Annotated in this window: 16 protein-coding genes; 14 read left to right on the top strand and 2 right to left on the bottom strand. The window is 69.4% G+C overall.

Translation table 11 applies throughout. The features are described from left to right. Positions 1-4 precede the first annotated feature (4 nt). From IPK81_00305 to IPK81_00265, 9 genes are all read left to right on the top strand, one after another. The gene (locus tag IPK81_00305; GenBank protein ID QQS12790.1) at positions 5-619 is read left to right on the top strand and encodes an NADH-quinone oxidoreductase subunit J; all 615 of its coding nucleotides are present in this window, start codon (positions 5-7) and stop codon (positions 617-619) included. A gap of 1 nt (position 620) precedes the next feature. Beyond that, positions 621-929 carry an NADH-quinone oxidoreductase subunit NuoK gene (gene nuoK / locus IPK81_00300; protein ID QQS12789.1) on the top strand — a complete coding sequence of 103 codons (309 nt, stop codon included), beginning with the start codon at positions 621-623 and terminating at the stop codon, positions 927-929. A gap of 35 nt (positions 930-964) precedes the next feature. Next, positions 965-3,007 (top strand): NADH-quinone oxidoreductase subunit L, encoded by a 2,043-nt coding sequence (gene nuoL, locus IPK81_00295; protein ID QQS12788.1) that lies wholly within the window; start codon positions 965-967, stop codon positions 3,005-3,007. Continuing rightward, positions 3,004-4,530 carry an NADH-quinone oxidoreductase subunit M gene (locus IPK81_00290; GenBank protein QQS12787.1) on the top strand — a complete coding sequence of 509 codons (1,527 nt, stop codon included), beginning with the start codon at positions 3,004-3,006 and terminating at the stop codon, positions 4,528-4,530. The genes nuoL and IPK81_00290 overlap by 4 nt, the downstream gene beginning before the upstream one ends. 10 nt (positions 4,531-4,540) lie before the next feature. Next, a complete protein-coding gene (gene nuoN / locus IPK81_00285; protein ID QQS12786.1) occupies positions 4,541-5,998 on the top strand; it encodes an NADH-quinone oxidoreductase subunit NuoN in 1,458 nt (485 codons plus the stop codon). Next, a complete protein-coding gene (locus tag IPK81_00280) occupies positions 5,995-6,753 on the top strand; it encodes a biotin--[acetyl-CoA-carboxylase] ligase (GenBank protein QQS12785.1) in 759 nt (252 codons plus the stop codon). The genes nuoN and IPK81_00280 overlap by 4 nt, the downstream gene beginning before the upstream one ends. A 15-nt stretch (positions 6,754-6,768) precedes the next feature. Further along, complete coding sequence (locus tag IPK81_00275) at positions 6,769-7,551, top strand: type III pantothenate kinase (GenBank protein ID QQS12784.1); 783 nt, start codon at positions 6,769-6,771, stop codon at positions 7,549-7,551. A 49-nt stretch (positions 7,552-7,600) separates the two neighbouring features. Further along, positions 7,601-9,259 (top strand): ribonuclease J, encoded by a 1,659-nt coding sequence (locus IPK81_00270; GenBank protein ID QQS12783.1) that lies wholly within the window; start codon positions 7,601-7,603, stop codon positions 9,257-9,259. Positions 9,260-9,351: 92 nt separating this feature from the next. Then, entirely contained in the window at positions 9,352-9,591 is a 240-nt protein-coding gene (locus IPK81_00265; GenBank protein ID QQS12782.1) for a DUF1467 family protein, read from the top strand. 284 nt (positions 9,592-9,875) lie between these two features. Here IPK81_00265 and IPK81_00260 read toward each other — a convergent pair whose 3' ends face one another. Then, positions 9,876-11,168, bottom strand: coding sequence for an NCS2 family permease (locus IPK81_00260; GenBank protein ID QQS12781.1), 1,293 nt, complete (start codon positions 11,166-11,168; stop codon positions 9,876-9,878). Between the two features lie 231 nt (positions 11,169-11,399). On the opposite strand from IPK81_00260, the gene IPK81_00255 reads away from it, so the two are divergent. The 4 genes from IPK81_00255 to IPK81_00240 are packed head-to-tail and all read left to right on the top strand — an operon-like array spanning position 11,400 to position 15,960. Continuing rightward, positions 11,400-12,719: a proline--tRNA ligase gene (locus IPK81_00255; protein ID QQS12780.1), complete on the top strand. Its 1,320-nt coding sequence runs from the start codon at positions 11,400-11,402 to the stop codon at positions 12,717-12,719. A 24-nt stretch (positions 12,720-12,743) separates the two neighbouring features. Beyond that, positions 12,744-14,012, top strand: coding sequence for a lipoprotein-releasing ABC transporter permease subunit (locus IPK81_00250; protein ID QQS12779.1), 1,269 nt, complete (start codon positions 12,744-12,746; stop codon positions 14,010-14,012). 9 nt (positions 14,013-14,021) lie between these two features. Further along, positions 14,022-15,287, top strand: a complete 1,266-nt coding sequence (locus tag IPK81_00245; protein QQS12778.1) for a lipoprotein-releasing ABC transporter permease subunit — start codon at positions 14,022-14,024, stop codon at positions 15,285-15,287. Continuing rightward, positions 15,280-15,960, top strand: a complete 681-nt coding sequence (locus IPK81_00240) for an ABC transporter ATP-binding protein (protein QQS12777.1) — start codon at positions 15,280-15,282, stop codon at positions 15,958-15,960. Before IPK81_00245 ends, IPK81_00240 begins: the two co-directional genes overlap by 8 nt. A 13-nt stretch (positions 15,961-15,973) precedes the next feature. Here IPK81_00240 and IPK81_00235 read toward each other — a convergent pair whose 3' ends face one another. Beyond that, entirely contained in the window at positions 15,974-17,263 is a 1,290-nt protein-coding gene (locus IPK81_00235; GenBank protein QQS12776.1) for an adenylate/guanylate cyclase domain-containing protein, read from the bottom strand. 133 nt (positions 17,264-17,396) lie between these two features. On the opposite strand from IPK81_00235, the gene dnaE reads away from it, so the two are divergent. After that, complete coding sequence (gene dnaE / locus IPK81_00230; GenBank protein QQS12775.1) at positions 17,397-20,840, top strand: DNA polymerase III subunit alpha; 3,444 nt, start codon at positions 17,397-17,399, stop codon at positions 20,838-20,840. The last annotated feature ends 18 nt before the right edge of the window (positions 20,841-20,858 follow it).

The raw sequence follows: 20,858 nt of genomic DNA, 5'->3' as shown, positions 1-20,858 counted from the left end.
AGCGATGACCCCGGCGCTGCTCCAGACCCTGGCGTTCTACCTGTTCGCCGCCGTCACCGTGACGTCCGCGTTCATGGTGATCGCGGCGCGCAACCCCGTGCACTCCGTCCTCTACCTGATCCTCGCCTTCTTCAACTCGGCGGCGCTGTTCCTGCTGCTGGGCGCCGAGTTCATCGCGATGATCCTGGTGATCGTCTACGTCGGCGCGGTGGCCGTCCTGTTCCTGTTCGTCGTCATGATGCTCGACATCAACGTCGCCGAGCTGCGGCAGGGCTTCCTGAAGTACCTGCCGATCGGCGGCGCCGTCGGGCTGGCGCTGTTCGCCGAGCTGGTGCTGGCGATGGGCGCGTGGTCGGTGTCGCCGGGCGCGGCCGAGGCGCTGCGCGCCCGCACGCCCAAGGGCGGCAACACCGAGGCGCTCGGCAAGCTGGTCTACACGGACTACGCGTTCCTGTTCCAGGCCTCCGGCATGGTGCTGCTGGTGGCGATGATCGGCGCCATCGTGCTGACCTTGCGGTCGCGGCCGGGCGTGCGGCGCCAGAAGATCGCCGACCAGATCGCGCGCCGCCGCGAGGACGTGGTCAGCGTCGTCAAGGTGCCGACCGGGGGAGGGGTCTGACATGGAGATCGGTCTGGCCCACTACCTGACGGTCGCGGCGATCCTGTTCACGCTCGGGATCTTCGGCATCTTCCTGAACCGCAAGAACGTCATCGTCATCCTGATGTCGGTCGAGCTGATGCTGCTGGCCGTCAACATCAACCTCGTGGCCTTCTCGGTCCACCACGGCGACCTGGTCGGCCAGATCTTCGCGATGTTCGTCCTGACCGTGGCCGCCGCCGAGGCGGCGATCGGGCTGGCGATCCTCGTGGTCTACTTCCGCATCCGCGGCACGATCGCCGTCGAAGACATCAACCTGATGAAGGGCTGAGGCGGCTCCCCGGGGCCCGCCGACGGACGGACGCAATGGAATTCCTCGTCAAAGCCATCGTCTTCCTGCCGCTGCTCGCGGCGTTGATCGCCGGGTTCTCGGGCCGGGCGATCGGCGACCGCGGCGCGCAATGGGTGACCACGCTCGCGGTCGGCGCGGCCGCCGCCATGTCGTGGTACGTGTTCTTCAAGGTCGGCTTCGGCGGCGCCGGCGGCACCTACCGCATCGCCACCTGGATGACCTCGGACACGTTCGACGTGGCGTGGGCGCTGCGGATCGACACGCTGACGGCGGTCATGCTGATCGTCGTGACCACCGTGTCGTCGATGGTCCACCTCTATTCGATCGGCTACATGGCCGAGGATCCGTCGATCCCGCGCTTCATGGCCTATCTCAGCCTGTTCACCTTCGCCATGCTGATGCTGGTGACGGCCGACAACCTCGTGCAGCTCTTCTTCGGCTGGGAGGGCGTCGGACTGGCGTCGTACCTGCTGATCGGCTTCTGGTACGAGCGGCCGTCGGCCAACGCCGCCGCGATCAAGGCGTTCGTGGTCAACCGGGTCGGCGATTTCGGCTTCGCGCTGGGCATCTTCGCGCTGTTCCTGCTGACGGGGTCGGTGCAGTTCGACGCGGTGTTCAAGGCGGCCCCGGAGCTGGCCAAGCTGACCTTTCCGTTCCTCGGCTGCGAGGTGCCGGCGCTGACCACGGCGTGCCTGCTGCTCTTCGTGGGCGCCATGGGCAAGTCGGCGCAGCTCGGCCTGCACACCTGGCTGCCCGACGCCATGGAGGGCCCGACCCCGGTCTCGGCCCTGATCCACGCCGCGACCATGGTCACCGCCGGCGTCTTCATGGTGGCGCGCTGCTCGCCGCTGTTCGAGCACAGCCAGGTCGCGCTCGACGTCGTCACGCTGGTCGGCGCCGCGACAGCCTTCTTCGCCGCCACGATCGGGCTGACACAGTTCGACATCAAGCGCGTCGTCGCCTACTCGACCTGCAGCCAGCTCGGCTACATGTTCTTCGCGCTCGGCGTCTCGGCCTACCCGGCGGCGATGTTCCACCTGATGACGCATGCCTTCTTCAAGGCGCTGCTGTTCCTCGGGGCCGGCTCGGTGATCCACGCGATGCACCACGAGCAGGACATGCGCCACATGGGCGGGCTCAAGGACAAGATCCCGCAGACCTACTGGCTGATGTGGGTCGGCACCCTGGCGCTGGCGGGCATCGGCATCCCGTTCGTCGGCGGCCACGGCATCGGCTTCGCCGGTTTCTACTCCAAGGACGTCATTCTCGAATCGGCCTACAGCGCCCATTCGACGGTCGGCTTCATCGCCTTCTGGCTGGGTCTCGCCGGCGCGTTCATGACGGCGTTCTACTCCGCCCGCCTGATCTTCATGACGTTCTTCGGCGAGATGCGCGGCGCGGCGGCACACGGACACGGCCACGCCGACCACGCGCACGGCCATGACGCGCATGGGCACGACGCCCACGGGCACGGCGCCCACGCGATCCATGAATCGCCGCCGACCATGCTGATCCCGCTCTACGTGCTGGCGCTGGGCGCGCTGATCTCGGGCGGCGTCGCCTACACGGCGTTCGTCGGCGACGGCTTCGAGAAGTTCTGGGGCAATTCGATCCTGATCCTCACGGAGCACCACGCCCTGCACGACGCGCACAACGCGCCGGCCTGGGTGAAGGTCGCGCCGCTGGTCTGCGGCGTCGTCGGAATCGCGCTGTCCTACTGGTTCTACGTCGTGTCGAAGGCGAACCTGCCGAAGATGATGGTCGACGCGTTCCCGGCGATCCACCGCCTGTTCTACAACAAGTGGTTCTTCGACGAGCTCTACGACAAGCTGTTCGTGCGGCCGTCGTTCTGGATCGGAAGCCAGTTCTGGAAGAAGGGCGACGTCGGCATCATCGACGGCATCGGCCCGAACGGACTGGCAGACGGCACGCGCCGGCTCTCGGGCGCGCTCGGCCGGGTCCAGAGCGGCTATCTCTACCACTACGCCTTCTCGATGCTGATCGGCGTGGCGCTGCTCGTGACCTGGTACATGCTGTCGCGGGGGGCCACGCCATGATCCGCGATCTGGCGTCCCCGTCGCTGGTGACGTTCCTGCCGCTGGCGGGCGCGCTCTTCTGCCTGCTGGTGCGCGGCGACGAGAAGGTGGTGGCCCGCAACGCGCGCTGGGCGGCGCTGTCGACCTCGGTCGTGACGTTCGTCGTGTCGCTGTCGCTCTGGGCCGCGTTCGACAACAAGAACCCCGGCTTCCAGTTCGTCGAGAAGATGGAGTGGATCCCGGCCTACGGCATCGCCTACCACATGGGCGTCGACGGCATCTCGGTGTTCTTCGTCATCCTGTCGACCTTCCTGACGCCGCTCTGCATCCTCGCGAGCTGGACCGCGATCGAGACCCGGGTGCGCGAGTACATGATCGCCTTCCTCGTCCTCGAGACGCTGATGGTCGGCATGTTCTGCGCGCTCGACCTCATGGTCTTCTACATCTTCTTCGAGGCCGTGCTGATCCCGATGTTCCTGATCATCGGCATCTGGGGCGGCAAGGACAAGATCTACGCGGCCTTCAAGTTCTTCCTCTACACGCTGGCCGGCTCGGTCCTGATGCTGCTGGCGATCATCGCGCTCCACTACAAGGCCGGCGGGACCACCGACATCCAGGCGATCATGGCGGCCGGCTCCAAGCTGCCGTTCGAATGGCAGTTCTGGCTGTGGCTGGCGTTCTTCGCGTCGTTCGCCGTGAAGGTGCCGATGTGGCCGGTCCACACCTGGCTGCCGGACGCCCACGTGCAGGCGCCGACCGCGGGCTCGGTGATCCTGGCCGGCGTGCTGCTGAAGATGGGGGCCTACGGCTTCCTGCGCTTCTCCGTGCCGATGCTGCCGCTGGCCTCGGAGTACTTCACGCCGTTCGTCTTCGTCCTGTCCTGCGTCGCGGTGGTCTACACCTCGCTGGTGGCGCTGGTGCAGGAGGACATGAAGAAGCTGATCGCCTATTCGTCGGTCGCCCACATGGGCTTCGTGACCATCGGCATCTTCGCGATGAACACCCAGGCGGTCGAGGGCGCGATCTTCCAGATGCTGAGCCATGGCATCGTCTCGGGCGCCCTGTTCCTCTGCGTCGGCGTGGTCTACGACCGGCTGCACACCCGCGACATCGAGCGCTACGGCGGCATCGCGGCGAACATGCCGAAATACGCGCTGGTGTTCATGTTCTTCACCATGGCCAGCGTCGGCCTCCCCGGCCTGTCGGGCTTCGTCGGCGAGTTCCTCGTGCTGCTCGGCGCCTTCAAGGCGAACACCTGGGTGGCGAGCGTGGCCGCGCTCGGCGTGATCCTCGGCGCGGCCTACGCGCTGTGGCTCTACCGCCGCGTCGTGTTCGGCACGATCACCCGCGCCGACGTGCGGGCGATGACCGACATGGGGCCGCGCGAGATCGCGGTGTTCGCGCCGCTGGTCCTCGTGACGATCTGGATGGGCGTCTATCCGTCCTCCTTCCTCGACGTTATGGACGCCTCGGTCGGCAAGCTGATCGCCGACTACAACGCGGCGTTGAAGGCGGCCAAGGCGACCGCGATGCTGGGCCGGTGAGAAGATGCCGATGAACGGACTCGACAACTGGGCGCTGGCCTCGCCGGAGATCTTCCTGGCGGTGGCCGCGATGGCGCTGCTGATCCTCGGCGTGTTCCGGGGCGACAAGGGCGCCGACCTCGTCTCGGCCCTCTCGGTCGCGTCCCTCGGCGTGGCGATGATCCTGGTCTACCGCGAGATCGATTTCACCGCCCGCGGGCACGGCACGGCGTTCAACGGCCTCTTCCTCGTCGACGCCTTCACCAAGTCGATGAAGCTGCTGGCGTTCCTCGGCGCGGCGCTCGCCATCGTCATGTCGCGGGCGTTCTTCATCCGCGCCGGCGTGTGGCGCTTCGAGTACCCCGTGCTCGTCCTGCTGGCGACGCTCGGCATGTCGGTCATGATCTCGTCGAACGACCTCATGACGCTCTATCTCGGCCTCGAGCTGCAGTCGCTGGCGCTCTACGTCGTGGCGGCTTTCCAGCGCGACGACGCGCGCTCGACCGAGGCGGGCGTGAAGTACTTCGTCCTCGGCGCGGTCGCCTCGTGCATGATCCTATACGGCGCCTCGCTGGTGTACGGCTTCGCCGGCACGACCAACTTCTACGGATTGAAAGCCGCGTTCCAGGGCGGCACGCCGCCGGTCGGCGTCGTCATCGGCCTGGTGTTCGTGCTGTCGGGCCTGGTGTTCAAGGTCTCCGCCGCGCCGTTCCACATGTGGACGCCGGACGTGTACGAGGGCGCGCCGACCCCGGTGACGGCGCTGTTCTCGGTGGCGCCGAAGATCGCTGCGTTGTCGCTGCTGGTCTCCGTCGTCATGGGCCCGTTCCGTCCGCTGTTCGCGCAGTGGCAGCAGGTCATCGTCGCGGTCGCGGTGCTGTCGTCGGTGTGGGGCGCCGTGGCGGCGATCCGGCAGGAGAACATCAAGCGCCTGATGGCCTACTCCTCGATCGGCAACATGGGCTACGTGCTGCTGGGCCTCGCGGCCGGATCGGAGGAGGGTGTCCGCTCCGTGATCGTCTACATGGCGATCTACCTGGTGATGAGCGTCGGCACCTTCGCGTGCATCCTCTCGATGCGCCGGCGCGGCGCGATGGTCGAGACCATCTCCGACCTCGCCGGCCTCGGCCGGCGCCAGCCGATGATGGCGCTGGCGCTGATGTTCTGCATGTTCTCGATGGCGGGAATCCCGCCGCTCGCCGGCTTCTTCGGCAAGCTGAACGTGTTCCTGGCGGCGATCGAGGCGCGCCTCTACATCCCGGCGGCGATCGCGGTGCTGGCCTCCGTCGTCGGCGCCTACTACTACCTGCGCATCGTCAAGGTGATGTACTTCGACGACGCCGCTGCGGCCTTCGACCGGCCGGTGGACCGCGAAATGGGCGTGGTGATGGGCGTCTCCGCGCTGTTCCTGTTCCCGGTCTTCCCGCTGTTCCAGGAACCGATCCTGAAGGGCGCGCAGAAGGCGGCGTTGACGTTCTTCGCGCAATGACCGCGCCGGTCCTTCCCGCGGGATGGACCGTCGCCGCGTTCGACACCATCGGCAGCACCAACGACGAGGCGGCCGCGCGCGCGCTGGCCGGCGCGCCGGAAGGCACCGTCGTCACGGCGCGGCGGCAGGAGGACGGACGCGGGCGCCGCGGGCGGCGCTGGGAGTCGCCCGAGGGCAATGCCTATAGCTCGACGATCCTGCGCCCCGCCTGCCGGCCCGACCGGGCCGCCCAGCTGGGCTTCGCGGTGGCGCTCGCCGTCGCGGACACCGCCGTCGCCGGCTTGCCAACGACGCGGGAAATCCGCCTGAAATGGCCGAACGACGTGCTGATCGACGGCGCGAAAGTCGCGGGAATCCTGCTGGAGTCGGAGATGGGCGCCGATGGAAACGTGGCGCACGTCGTCGTCGGCGTGGGAATCAACGTCGAGGCGGGGCCCGCCGTGACGGCCGGTGGATACCCGGCCGCCGCCCTGCGCGCGCTCGGCGACGGACGGACGGTGGCCGAGCTGCTCGGCGCCTATATCGCGGCGCTGGCCGCGCGGGTGGCGCAATGGCGCGCCGGATTCGCCGGTACCCGGGCGGATTGGCTGGCGCGGGCGGCGTGGCTCGGCGACACCGTCGAGGTCACGGTCGGGACCGAGCGGCTCAGCGGCCGCTTCGCCGGGCTTGACGACGACGGGGCGCTGCTGCTGCAACCCCCGCTCGGCGCGGCGCGGCGGATCGTGGCCGGCGAAGTGTTCCGGCCGTCGGCCTGAGATCGGGAGGATACCATGCTGCTGGCCATCGACGTCGGGAACACCAACAGCAAGTTCGCGCTGTGCGACGGCGACGCCATCGTCGCGCAGTGGCGCCTGCGCACCGAGGCCAAGCGCACCGCCGACGAGTACGCGGCGTGGATAACGCAGCTCATGCGCCTGAAGGGCGTCGATCCGCAGGCGGTCGAGGGCGCCATCCTCGCCAGCACCGCGCCGGCGGTGAACCCCAACATCCGGCGCCTGTGCGAGACCTATTTCAACACCAAGCTGCTGGTCGTCGGCGAGCCGGACTGCGAGCTCGGAATCAAGGTGCTGATCGACCGGCCGCAGGACGCCGGGCCGGACCGACTGGTCGGCGTCATCGCCGGCTACAAGCGCCACGGCGGGCCATTGATCACGGTCGATTTCGGCAGCGCCACGACCTTCGACATCTCGGACGCGGACGGGAATTTCGCCGGCGGCGTGCTGGCGCCGGGCGTCGAGTTCACGATCGAGGCGTTCTACCTGATGACCGCGCGCCTGCCGCGCATCCGCGTCGAGAAGCCCGCGAAGGTGATCGGCAAGGCGACCATCCCGGCGATGCAATCAGGCATCTTCTGGGGCTATGTCGGCCTGATCGAGAGCCTGATCCGCCGCATCCGCGCGGAGTACGGCGAGCCGATGAAGGTGGTCGCCACCGGCGGGCTCGCGGCGGTGTTCAAGGACGAAGTGGGCCTGTTCGACGCGATCGAGCCCGACCTGATGTCGCATGGGCTGATCGAGATCTGGCGTCGGAACCGCCCGTCGCGGGCGGCGTGAACGGTGCCGATGGCTGCGGGGGCGCGGGGCGCTCGGGGAGAGCGCTGAGATGACGGTTCCAGGCGACGAGCTGCTGTTCCTGCCGCTGGGCGGGGCCGGCGAGATCGGGATGAATCTCAATCTCTACGGCTGCCGCGGAAAGTGGTTGATGCTCGATCTCGGCGTCACGTTCGGCGATGATTCGACGCCCGGTCTCGACGTGCTCATGCCCGATCCGGCGTTCATCGAGGAGCGCCGCGCCGACCTGCTGGCGATCGTGCTGACCCACGCGCACGAGGACCATCTCGGTGCCGTCCCCGACCTGTGGCCGCGCTTGCGCTGCCCGGTCTACGCCACGCCGTTCGCCGCGTCGGTCCTGAAGCGCAAGCTGACCGAGGCCGGCCTCGAGGACGAGGTGCCGGTGACGATCGTGCCGCTCGGCGGCCGGCTGTCGCTGCCGCCGTTCGAGCTGGAGTTCGTCACGATGACGCATTCCATCCCCGAGCCGAACGCGGTCGCGATCCGCACGCCGCACGGCGTGGTGCTGCACACCGGCGACTGGAAGATCGACCCCGAGCCGCTGATCGGCGGGATCACGGACGAGGCGGCGCTGCGCCGGCTCGGCGCCGACGGCGTGCTCGCCATGGTCTGCGATTCGACCAACGTCTTCGTCGAGGGCGAGTCGGGGTCGGAGGCGGGCGTCCGCGACCGGCTGGCGGAGACGATCCGCGACCGGCCGGGGCTGGTGGCGATCACCTGCTTCGCCTCGAACCTGGCGCGGGTCGACAGCGCGGCGCGCGCCGCGATCGCCGCCGACCGCCACCCCGTGCTGATCGGCCGGGCGTTGCACCGCATGGTCGAGGCGGCGCAGGAGAACGGCTACCTGCTCGACTTCCCCGACACGGTCTCGGCGCGCGACGCCGGCTGGCTGCCGCGCGAGAAGGTGTGCCTCATCTGCACCGGCAGCCAGGGCGAGCCGCGCGCCGCGCTGTCGACGCTGGCCTCGGGCGGCAACCGCGACATCGGGCTCCAGGCCGGGGACACCGTCGTGTTCTCCTCGCGCGTCATCCCGGGCAACGAGAAGTCGATCGGACGCCTGCAGAACCAGCTCGCGTCGCTGGGCATCGAGGTGATCGCCGACCGCGGCTCGAACATCCACGTCTCCGGCCATCCCGCGCGCGACGAGCTGGCCCGCCTGTACCAGTGGGTCCGGCCGCGGATCGCCGTGCCGGTGCATGGCGAGCGGCGCCACATGGTCGAGCACGCCGCGCTGGCCCGGCAATGCCAGGTCCCGACCGCGCTGGTCGCGCCCAACGGCAGCGTGGTGCGCCTGGCGCCGGGGCCGGCCGCGGTGGTCGACACCGTGGCCAGCGGCCGGTTGGCGCGCGACGGCACGCGCCTCATCCATGTCGGCGACAGCGGCCTGCGCGACCGCCGCAAGATGCTGTGGCACGGCTCCGCCGTCGCCACGCTCGTGGTCACGGGCGAGGGCAAGCTCGCGGCGCCCCCCAGGCTCACGGTCCATGGACTCGCTCAGGACGACGCGGCCGCCATGGAGGCGATGACCGCCGCCAACGACGCGCTGCGCGCCGCCGTCGCCGACCTGACCCGGGCGGAGTCGCGCGACGACGCCGCCGTCGCCGAGGCGGCCCGCCGCGCGGTGCGGCGCGTGTTCAAGACGCGCTTCGACAAGAAGCCGTTGACGGAAGTGCACGTCGTCCGCATCTAGCGGGCGGAAGCTGATCGCCGCTTCCGGAGCCAGCCCATGAACGGTCGACCTGAAGCCTGCGCATCGTCCCGCCCCGCGCGTGGAGCAGGCCCATGAGCTGGGCGACGGGCATTCTCGTCTTCGTCGTGATCTGGTGGACGGTGGTGTTCGCCGTCCTGCCGATTGGCGTACGGCGGGTCGACTCCGCGACCAAAGGCATCGAGCGCGGCGCGCCGGAACGGCCCGAGTTGGCGCGCAAGGCGCTGATCACGACGGCCATCAGCGCGGCGTTGTGGGTGGTCTGGTACGTCCTTTGGGCGCGCGACGTCTTCGGGCTGCGCGACGGCTGGTAGACGCCCCCGCAAACGAAAACGACGAGCCGGCCGGGCTCGTCGTTGTCGTTCAAACTTGCGCGCTCTTTGGCGCGGCGCCCGTTGCCGGGCTTGTCCTCCCTCAAACTCGGGCGCGAGGCTTGCGCCATCGCCGACCGACGGGGCACTCCTAAAGCAACCCCCGGGCGCTGCCTAGCAGTTTTCTTGCGAGCGGGCGCTTTTTTTTGAAATCGCCGCGTGGTTTTGGACCCGTATGTAGACATACGATTTCCGGTGCCCGCCGATTGAGCGGGTGGCGCCCAACTTCATAGCGCGAAGCGTATCGCGAACAGGACCGCGATGATTCCAACCGCCGGATGCAGATCGAGGATCCGTCCGGTCGCGATCTTGATCGCGGCGTAGACGATGAAGCCGAATCCGATGCCCTCGGCGATGGAGAAGGTGAACGGCATCGCGAGCGCCGTGACGACGGCCGGCGCCGATTCGGTGATGTCCTCCCAGTCGACGTCGACCAGCGCCTTGGTCATCAGGCAGGCGACGTAGAGCAGCGCCGGCGCGGTCGCGAAGGGCGGGATCGAGCCCGCCAGCGGCGCGAAGAACAACGCCAGCAGGAACAGGATGGCCACGACCAGCGCCGTCAGTCCGGTGCGGCCGCCCGCGTTGATGCCCGAGGCGCTCTCGATGTAGCTGGTCGTGGTCGACGTGCCGATCGCCGCGCCGATCGCCGCGGCCGACGAGTCGGCGACCAGGGCGCGGTCGAGCCGCGGCACGGTGCCGTCCTTGCTCAGCATGCCGGCGCGGTGCACCAGACCGATCAGCGTGCCGGAATTGTCGAACATGTCGACCAGCAGGAAGGTGAACACGACGGTGACGAGGCCGATGCCGAGCGCGCCGGCGATATCCATCTGGAGGAACACCGGCGCGACGCTCGGCGGCATCGACATGACGCCGGCGAACTTCGCGCCGCTGGCGGGCAGCATCCACGACACGGCGGAGATCGCGAGGATGCCGATGATGATGGCGCCGGGTGTCTTGTAGTGGTCGAGCGCGATGATCAGCACGAAACCGGCGGCCGCGAGCAGCACGGGCAGCGAGGTGAGCTTGCCGTGGCCGACCAGCGTGGCCGGGTGGGCGACGACGATCCCGGCTTCCTTCAACGCGATCAACGCCAGGAACAACCCGATTCCGGCGGCGATCGCCATCTTCAACGACCTCGGGATCGCGTTGACGATCCATTCCCTGATCGGCAGGACGCTGATCAACAGGAAGATCAGCCCGGACAGGAACACGCAGCCCAGCGCGACCTGCCAGCTGATCTTCATGCCCAGAACGACCCCGAACGCGAAGTAGGCGTTGAGGCCCATGCCCGGCGCCAGCGCGATCGGGTAGTTCGCGAGGAACGCCATCAGCGCGGTGCCGATCGCCGCGGCGAGGCAGGTGGCGACGAACACCGCGTCGCGCGGCATGCCGGCCTTCGACAGGATGTCGGGGTTCACGAAGATGATGTAGGCCATCGTCAGAAACGTCGTGAGGCCGGCGATGACCTCGGTCCGGACCGTCGTGCGGTTCTCGGCCAGCTTGAAGACTCGTTCGAGCATGGTGTCCCCCGTTCGGCCGCGCGCCCCCGTACGGCGGGGATCGTCGGCAAGCCGCCCGCGATATTCGGTCGCCCGCGGCGCCGCCGGCCAGCGGGCGGAGAGCCGATTCCTGGGGAAAAGACCGGCCTGGCGGCGGCACGGGCCCGTCGTTTGCGTTCACCCGCGGCGGCGCCTAAATTCACCCGCAATCGCGGCCCAGCGTCGCGCGCGCCTCGAGAATCAAGAGAACCCATGCGCCTCAGCCAGTATTTCCTGCCCACGCTCCGCGAGAATCCCGCCGAGGCGCAGATCGTCTCCCACCGTCTGATGCTCCGCGCCGGGCTGGTCCGCCAGCAGGCCGCCGGCATCTACGCGTGGCTGCCGCTGGGTCTGCGCGTGCTGCGCAACATCGAGCGCATCGTCCGCGAGGAGCAGGATGCGTCCGGCGCCCAGGAGGTGCTGATGCCGACCATCCAGTCGGCCGATCTCTGGCGCGAAAGCGGGCGCTACGACGCCTACGGGCCGGAGATGCTGCGCTTCAAGGACCGGCACGAGCGCGAGCTGCTGTTCGGACCGACCAACGAGGAAATGATCACGACGATCTTCCGCGAGGGCGTGAGGAGCTACCGCGACCTGCCGAAGAACCTCTACAACATCCAGTGGAAGTTCCGCGACGAGGTGCGCCCGCGCTTCGGCGTCATGCGCGGCCGCGAGTTCCTGATGAAGGACGCCTACTCCTTCGACCTCGACAAGGCCGGCGCCATCCGCTCGTACAACAGGATGTTCGTGGCCTATCTGCGCACCTTCGCGCGCATGGGGTTGAAGGCGATCCCGATGCGGGCCGACACCGGGCCGATCGGCGGCGACCTCAGCCACGAGTTCATCATCCTCGCCGACACCGGCGAGAGCGCTGTGTTCTGCCACAAGGGGCTGGTCGACAAGGACATCCTCGGCCGGAGCGTGGACTACACCGGCGAGCTCCAGCCGCTGGTCGACGAATGGCTGTCGCTCTACGCCGCCACCGACGAGAAGCACGACGCGGCGAAGTTCGAGGCCGAGGTGCCGGTGGACCAGCGGCTGTCCGCCCGCGGCATCGAGGTCGGCCACATCTTCTATTTCGGCACCAAGTACTCGGCGCCGATGAACGCCGTCGTCGCCGGCCCCGGCGGCGAGCAGATCACCGTCGAGATGGGCTCCTACGGCATCGGCGTCTCGCGCCTGGTCGGCGCCATCATCGAGGCCAGCCACGACGATGCCGGCATCGTGTGGCCGGAATCGGTGGCGCCGTTCAAGGTCGGATTGATCAGCCTCAAGGCGGACGACGGCGCGGTGTCGAAGACCTGCGCCGATCTCTACGCGCGGCTGGGCGCCGCCGGCGTCGAGGCGCTCTACGACGACCGCGACCTGCGGCCCGGCGCGAAATTCGCGGACATGGACCTGATCGGGGTGCCGTGGCAGCTCATCGTCGGCCCCAAAGGCGTGGCCGCCGGCAAGATCGAGCTCAAGAACCGCCGCACCGGCCAGCGTGAGGAGCTGGCGCCGGAAGCGGCGCTGGCGCGGCTGACCGGCTAGGGGCCGGTCGCGGCCCGGAACCCCATGTTCTCCGTCGCCGAGCGGCTGATCGCCGTCCGCTACCTCCGGGCGCGGCGCGAGGAGGGGTTCATCTCGATCATCGCGTGGTTCTCGCTGGTCGGGATCGCGCTGGGCGTCGGCACCCTGATCGTCGTCATGGCCGTGATGAACGGTTTCCAGATCGCGCTGCTGCAGCAGATCACCTCCGTCAATGGCCATCTCGGCGTCGTCACCGGCCGCGGTCCGATCACGGAATACCAGACGGTCCTCGACAAGGTGCGCGTGGTGCCGGGCGTCGCCAGCGCGGCGCCGGTGGTCGAGGGCCAGGCCGTGGTCGTCACCGGCGACGGCGTGCGCGGCGTCATGGTCCGCGGCATGCGCCTCGAGGACCTCAAGAGCCGGGGTCCGATCGCGCGCTCGATCGAGGCACCGCCGCCGGGCGTGAAGCGCGGCGGGCTCGACGCGCTGGCGGACGGACGCTCGGTAGCGATCGGCGCGCGGCTGGCGGAGACGCTGGGCGTCGCGGTCGGCGACGACATCACGCTGGTCTCGCCCTACCGCAAGATCGAGACGCCGTTCGGCAACCGGCCGGCGGCGGCGCGGTTCACGGTCGCCGCGATCTTCGACATCGGCATGTTCGACTACGATTCGAACTTCATCTACACGACCATGGAGCGGGCGCAGGCGTTCTTCGACCAGGAGGGACGCGTCTCGTTGATCGAGGTCTTCGCCGTCGATCCCGGAAACTACCGCCCGCTGGCGCGGCGGATCTCCGAGGCCTTGGAATGGAAGGCCTACGCCTTCGACTGGCTGGAGGCCAACGCGCAGTTCTTCGCCACCGTGCGCATCCAGACCAACGTCATGTTCCTGGTGTTGACGCTGATCATCATCGTGGCGGCGTTCAACATCGTCTCGAGCCTGATGATGCTGGTGCGGACCAAGGGGCCGGACATCGCGATCCTGCGCACGATGGGCGCGTCGCGCGGCCAGATCCTGCGCGTGTTCCTGATGGACGGCATGGGGATCGGGCTGGTCGGCACGGGTCTCGGCGTCGCGCTCGGTCTGCTGTTCGCGCGCAACATCGAATCCATCCGCCAGGCGCTGCAGAAAAGCTTCGGCCTGACGCTGTTCGATCCGCAGCTCTACATGCTGTCGGAGCTGCCGGCCCGGATCTCCGGCGGCGAGGTCGGGGCGATCGCGGCCATGGCGCTCGTCTTCGCGTTCGCGGCCACCTTGTATCCGGCATGGGCGGCGACCCGTCTCGATCCCTTGGAGGGTCTGCGTCGTGGCTAGGGGCCGGGCATGATCGGCGCGTTCTGGCCCTCGGCCGCCGAGCGGATGATCGCGTCGCGCTACCTGCGCACCCGCGAGCAGGAGGGGTTCATCTCCTTCATCGCCGTCTTCTCGCTGATCGGCGTCGCGCTGGGCGTGGCCACGCTGATCGTCGTGCTCAGCGTCATGAACGGGTTCCGCGGCGAGCTGTACGACCGCATCCTCGGCGTGAACGGGCACATCCAGGTCGCGGCGGAGAAGGGCACGTTGAACGGATGGGAGGCGTTGTCGAAGCGCCTCGCCGCGCTGCCCGGCGTGACCGGCGTGACCCCGGTGGCCGAGCGGCAGACCACCGCGACGGCGGCGGCCGGCGGCACGCGGGCGATCACGCTGCGCGGCCTGAGGACCGAGGATCTGATGGCCCGCCGCGCGATCTCCGGGGGTATCGTCGGGGGCACGCTGTCGGAGTTCACGACCCGGCCGAATCCGATCGTCCTCGGCGACCGGCTGCGGACCGCGCTGGCGCTGCAGTACGGCCAGGAGCTGACGGTCATCGCCTATCTGCGCGACGACAAGGGGAACGTGGCGACGCGCGACGTGACCTACGTCGTGGTCGCAGGTTTCCACACCAAGCGATTCGAGTTCGACAACGCGATGGGGATCATCCCGCTCGACCTGTTCCAGGAGGATTTCAGCCTCGGCAACGGCGTCACGGCGCTCGAGCTCACGGTCGATGATCCGCGCGCCGCGACATCGGTCGCCGGGGCGGTGCGCGGCGCGACGGCGGGCCTCGGGCTGCGCGTCCAGGATTGGCGGCAGCGCAACGCCCGGCTGGTCGGCGCCCTGGAGCTGGAACGCGTGATGATGTTCATCATCCTCGGCATGATCGTGCTGGTCGCGTCGATGAACGTCGTCGCCAGCTTCACCATGCTGGTGCGGACCAAGGGGCGGGGGATCGCCATCCTGCGCACGATGGGCGCGACGCGCGGTGCCGTTGTCCGCGTGTTTTTCCTCGCGAGCGCCAGCGTCGGTGTGGTCGGCACCGCGCTCGGCGCGGCGCTCGGCCTCGTGGTCTGCGCCAACATGAAGTCTGTCGGCGCGGCGCTGACGGCGGTGACCGGCGGCCCGCTGGTCAGCGGCGAGGTCGATTTCATCGCCGCCCTTCCCGTGCGCGTGGAACCGGGCGAGGTCGCGGCGATCCTCGGTCTGTCGCTCGCCCTGTCGCTGGCAGCGGCGGTGTATCCGGCGCGTCGCGCCGCCCGTCTCGACCCGGTGGAGGCCCTGCGCCATGAGTGAACCGGCGCTGTCCCTGCGCGACGTGCGGCGCACTTTCCGCCAGGGTGACCGGGCGCTGGAGGTGCTGCGCGGCGCCGACCTCGACCTGCGGCCGGGCGAGATCGTCGCCCTGGTCGGACCGTCGGGCGCGGGAAAGTCGACGCTGCTGCACGTCGCAGGACTCCTCGAGCGGCCGGATTCCGGCGAGGTGGTCCTCGACGGCAAATCGGTCGGGGCCGCCTCGGACGCGGAGCGGACCGCCCTGCGCGGCCGCTACCTCGGCTTCGTCTACCAGTACCACCACCTGCTGCCGGAGTTCTCCGCGCTGGAGAACGTGATGATGCCGCAGCTTCTGGCGGGGATGTCGAAGCGCGAGGCGGGGAAGCGTGCCGCGGAGCTGCTGGCGATGGTCGGGCTGACGGAGCGCGCCAGCCACCGCCCGGCGCGCCTCTCCGGCGGCGAGCAGCAGCGCGTGGCGATCGCGCGCGCCGTCGCCAACGCGCCGCGTGTGCTGCTCGCCGACGAGCCCACCGGCAATCTCGACCACGCCACCTCCGACGGCGTGTTCCGTCAGTTGATGGTTCTGGTGCGCGGCTCCGGCCTCGCGGCGCTGATCGCGACGCACAACCCCGAACTGGCGGCGCGGATGGACCGGACGGTCCGCCTGCGCGACGGCATCCTCGAACCGGGCTGAACCGCGCCGCCGCTCAACGGCGCGGACTGAGGATCGCGATCGGCCCGGACACGCCCCGGAGCGCGTGCTCGCCGAGATGGTCCATCGGCCGGTCGATATGCCGGGCGACGGCGGCGGTGAGGAGGATCGGCCGGCCGAGCGTCTTGCTCAGCGCCTCGACGCGGCTGGCGGTGTTCACCGCGCGCCCGATGACGGTGAAATCGAGCCGTCCCGGCGCTCCGACGTTGCCGAAGAAGACCTCGCCCTCGTGCAGGGCGATGCCGGACCGCAGCGGGGCCCAGCCGTCGACCGCGGCGAGGGCGGCGGGAGGATCGGCGTTCAGCCGTTCGACAGCCGCCAGCGCGTCCTCGGCGGCGGCCAACGCCGCCGCGGCCGGCCCGGCGACATCGCCGTCCGGTCCCAGCGGGAAGACCGCCAGCAGGCCGTCGCCGATGAATTTCAGCACCTCGCCGTCGCGGGCGATCACCGCGCCCGCCATCCGCTCGAAATAGGCGTTGAGCACCGCGATCATGTCGGGTGGCGACAACCGGTCGGCCAGGTCGGTGAAGCCGCGCAGGTCGGAGGCCCAGACCACGGCGCGGATGGATTCGCCTGAACCGCGCCGTATGGCGCCGGCGAGGACCTTCCGGCCGGCCGCCGCGCCGAGGTAGGTGTCGAGCACGTTGCCGGCGATGCGCAGCGCGATATGGCGCTCGACATGCAGCGCGAAGACGCGGAACAGGCGCCTGATCGCCGCGACCTCGGCGTCGGTGAATCCCCCCGCCCGTCTCGTCGCGATGGTGGCGGCGTTGTGGTAGGCCGCGCCGCCGGCGCCGAGCGGCTCCGCCACGTACTCGGTGATCCCCTGCGTCGCGAGCTCGGCCATCAGCGGATACCGCGCCGCGACGGGGGGATCGTCCGTGCGCGCGCGGAACGCAAGGCCGTTCTCGATCACGCCGAACAGCGGATTGCGCCGGTAGGCGTCGCTGGCCAGCGCCGCCTCGCCGACGCGGACCTCGTCGCAGCCGCCATCGGCGCGGTTCCAGTTCCACGCGAAGCCGAAGACCTGCGGGTGGAGCGTGCCGACATGCAGGCTCGCCCGGTCGAGCGCGAGTCCGGCGGCGACGAGCCGCCACATCAGCGACTCGAACAACGCCAGCAGGTCGTCCTCCCGCGCCGCGGGGCCGAGCAGCCACGCCTCGATGGCGTCGCTGTCGCACCGCTCCGGCGCCGATGCCGGTCCGGCGGTCGAGCGCCGGATCAGCGTGACGGCCGGCGGATACTTGCGTGGCGAAAGGGCGGTCGAGGTGGCTGGATCGGGCATCGCCGGCCAAGTATGGCGCCGCCCGCGCGGGATGTCACAGATGTGCGGACGACGGCCCGCGATCGCCGCGGACTATCCACAGCGGCGGGGAGGATACTGCCGCCAACCACAAGCCTGCCCGGACACCCCCTAAGTGACCCACGCCGCGTTCGTCCATCTCCGCGCCCGCACGGCCTATTCGCTGGCCGAGGGCGCCATCAAGCCCGACCAGCTCGTGGCCTTGGCGAAAGCCGGAGGGATGCCGGCGGTCGCGGCGACCGACCGCGACAATCTGTTCGGCGCGCTCGAGTTCGCCCAGTACGCCACCAAGGAGGGTGTGCAGCCGATCATCGGCTGCGACGTGGCGATCCGCCGCGACGACGAGGCCGCGCCGGCGGGCGGGCGGCTCGCGGTCGCCGCCGACTGGCTGCTGCTGCTGGCGCAGAACGAGGCGGGCTACCTCAATTTGCTGCGTCTCGTCAGCGCGGCGCATCTGCGCTTCAAGACCGGCGCGGTCGCCGCTCTGCCGATGTCGGAGCTCGAAGGCCGGACAGAGGGACTGATCTGCCTCACTGGCGGCGCGACCGGCGCGCTGGGCCGGCTGCTGGCCGACGGGCAGGACGCAGCAGCGCGGCACCTTCTCGGAAGGCTGAAGGGGCTGTTCCCCGACAGGCTATACGTCGAGGTGCAACGACACGGCGAGGCGACGCAGCGGCGGATCGAGCCGGCGCTGATCGATCTGGCCTACGCCGAGGATCTGCCGCTGGTCGCGACCAACGACGCGCATTTCGCGACGCCGGACATGTACGAGGCGCACGACGTGCTGATGTGCATCGCGCAGGGCACGGTGATCGAGGACCAGAACCGCCGCCGCCTGACGCCGGAGCACTGGTTCAAACCGGCCGACGCGATGCGCCGGCTGTTCGCGGACCTGCCGGAGGCCTGCGACAACACGCTGGTCGTGGCGCGGCGCTGCGCCTACATGCCGGAGCCGCGCAAGCCGATCCTGCCGAGCTACACCAAGCTCGGCGGACGCACCAACGGCGAGGTGATCCGCGACATGGCGCGGGCGGGCCTGGAGGCGCTGCGCGACGCCGGCCGCCTGGCGGCGGGGATCGCCTACGAGGAGTACGAGAAGCGCCTCGCCTACGAGGTCGAGATGATCGACCGCATGGGTTTCTCCGGCTACTTCCTGATCGTCGCGGACTTCATCCAGTGGGGCAAGGACCACGACGTGCCGATCGGGCCGGGCCGCGGCTCGGGCGCCGGCTCGCTGGTGGCCTGGGCGCTGAAGATCACCGATCTCGACCCGCTGCGCTGGGGATTGCTGTTCGAGCGGTTCCTGAACCCCGAGCGCGTGTCGATGCCCGATTTCGACATCGATTTCTGCCAGGACAAGCGCGGCCGCGTGATCAAGTATGTGCGCGACGAGTACGGCGCCGACCGCGTCGCGCAGATCATCACGTTCGGCAAGCTGCAGGCGCGCGCCGTGCTGCGCGACGTCGGCCGCGTGCTCGGCATGCCCTACGGCCAGGTCGACCGCATCTGCAAGCTGGTGCCGAACAACCCGGCGAAACCCGTGACGCTCGCCCAGGCGCTGCAGAGCGAGCCGCTGCTGAAGGAGCAGTACGAGGACCCCGACATCAAGCGGTTGGTCGACCTGGCGCTACGCCTGGAGGGCCTCTACCGCAACGCCTCGACCCACGCCGCCGGCGTCGTGATCGGCGACCGTCCGCTGGACGAGCTCGTGCCGCTCTACCGCGATTCCGACGATCCCGAGCAGCTGCCGGCGACGCAGTTCAACATGAAGTGGGTCGAGACGGCGGGGCTGGTGAAGTTCGACTTCCTCGGCCTGAAGACGCTGACCGTGCTGGAGAAGGCGATCGAGCTGATCGGCCGCGGCGCGGTCGACCTGGCGAAGCTGCCGCTTGACGACGAGGCGACGTACCGCATGCTCGCGCGCGGCGACGCCTCGGGGGTGTTCCAGCTCGAAGGCAGCGGCATGCGCGACGTGCTCCGGCGCCTCAAGCCCGACCGCTTCGAGGACATCATCGCGGTGGTGGCGCTCTACCGGCCGGGCCCGATGGAGAACATTCCCAGCTACATCAAGCGCAAGCAGGGCGAGGAGCCGGTCGACCATCTGCACCCGATGCTGGAGGGCATCCTCAAGGAGACCTACGGCATCATCATCTACCAGGAGCAGGTGATGCAGATCGCACAGGTGCTGTCGGGCTACTCGCTCGGCGGCGCCGACCTGCTGCGCCGCGCCATGGGCAAGAAGATCGCGTCGGAGATGGCGGCGCAGCGCAAGGATTTCGTCGACGGCGCGCTGCGCAACGGCGTCTCCGCCGACCGCGCCGCGTCGATCTTCGACCAGGTCGACAAGTTCGCGGGCTACGGCTTCAACAAGAGCCACGCGGCGGCCTACGCGCTGGTCTCGTACCAGACGGCCTTCCTCAAGACGAACTACCCCGTCGAGTTCATCGCCGCGTCGATGACGCTCGACATGGGCAACACCGACAAGCTCGGCGGCTTCCGCCGCGAACTCGACCGCATGCGGATCGGCCTGCTGCCACCCGACGTGAACCGCTCGACCGGCGAGTTCATCGTCGAGACCGGCGACGACGGCCGCAAGGCGGTGCGCTACGCGCTGGCCGCCGTCAAAGGCGTCGGCCGCGACGCGATGGAGCGGCTGGTCGAGGAGCGTCTCGCCAACGGCCCCTTCAAGGACCTCTGGGATTTCGCCGAACGGCTCGACGGCCGCGCGCTCAACAAGCGCATGCTGGAAGGACTCGTCCGCGCCGGCGCGCTGGACTCGCTCAACCCCAACCGGCATCAGACGCTGCAGGCGCTCGAGAGCCTGGTGAAGCACTCGGCGGCGGTCCACGAGGCGCGCGGCAGCGACCAGAACAGCCTGTTCGGCGACGACACCGCGGCGCGCCGGCCCGCGCTGCCCAAGGTCGCCGACTGGTCGGCCATGGAGCGGCTCCAGCACGAGATGACGTCGATCGGGTTCTATTTCTCGTCGCATCCGCTGAACGCCTACGGCAAGAGCCTGGAACGGCTCGGCGTCGTGCGGGCGGCCGATCTGGCGGCGCGGCTGGCGGGCGGCGGGGGCGGCCGGATCAAACTGGCCGGCACGGTGGTCGACAAGGCGGAGCGCACCTCGGCGCGCGGCAACCGCTTCGCCTTCGTGTCGATGTCCGACGCCAGCGGCGGCTACGAGATCACGATCTTCAGCGAGTTGCTCGGCGCCAAACGCGATCTGCTGCAGCCCGGCATGGCGCTGCTGGTCTCGTGCGACGGCAGGCTCGACGGCGAGCAGATCAAACTGACGACTCAGAGCATAGAGAAACTCGACGACGCGGTGCTGCACGCGGCGGCCGGCCTGCGCATCACGGTGACCGATCCTGCGACCCTTGCGCGTCTGCGAGAGGTGATCGGCCCGCCGAAGGGGCGCGGTCAGGTGCGTCTGCTGATGCCGCTGGGCGACGAAACCGAGGCGGAACTCGCGTTGCCCGGCGGCTACGCCATCGCGCCGGGGATCCGCGACAGCCTCTGGAACCTGCCGGGGGTCACACAGGTCGAGGAGGTCTGATGTCCGCCGGGCGGAGGC

Source organism: Rhodospirillales bacterium (assembly GCA_016699855.1).
GTDB lineage: Bacteria > Pseudomonadota > Alphaproteobacteria > Reyranellales > Reyranellaceae.
The sequence above is the reverse complement of the archived record's forward strand: the minus strand, read 5'-3'. Positions and strand labels throughout refer to the sequence as shown.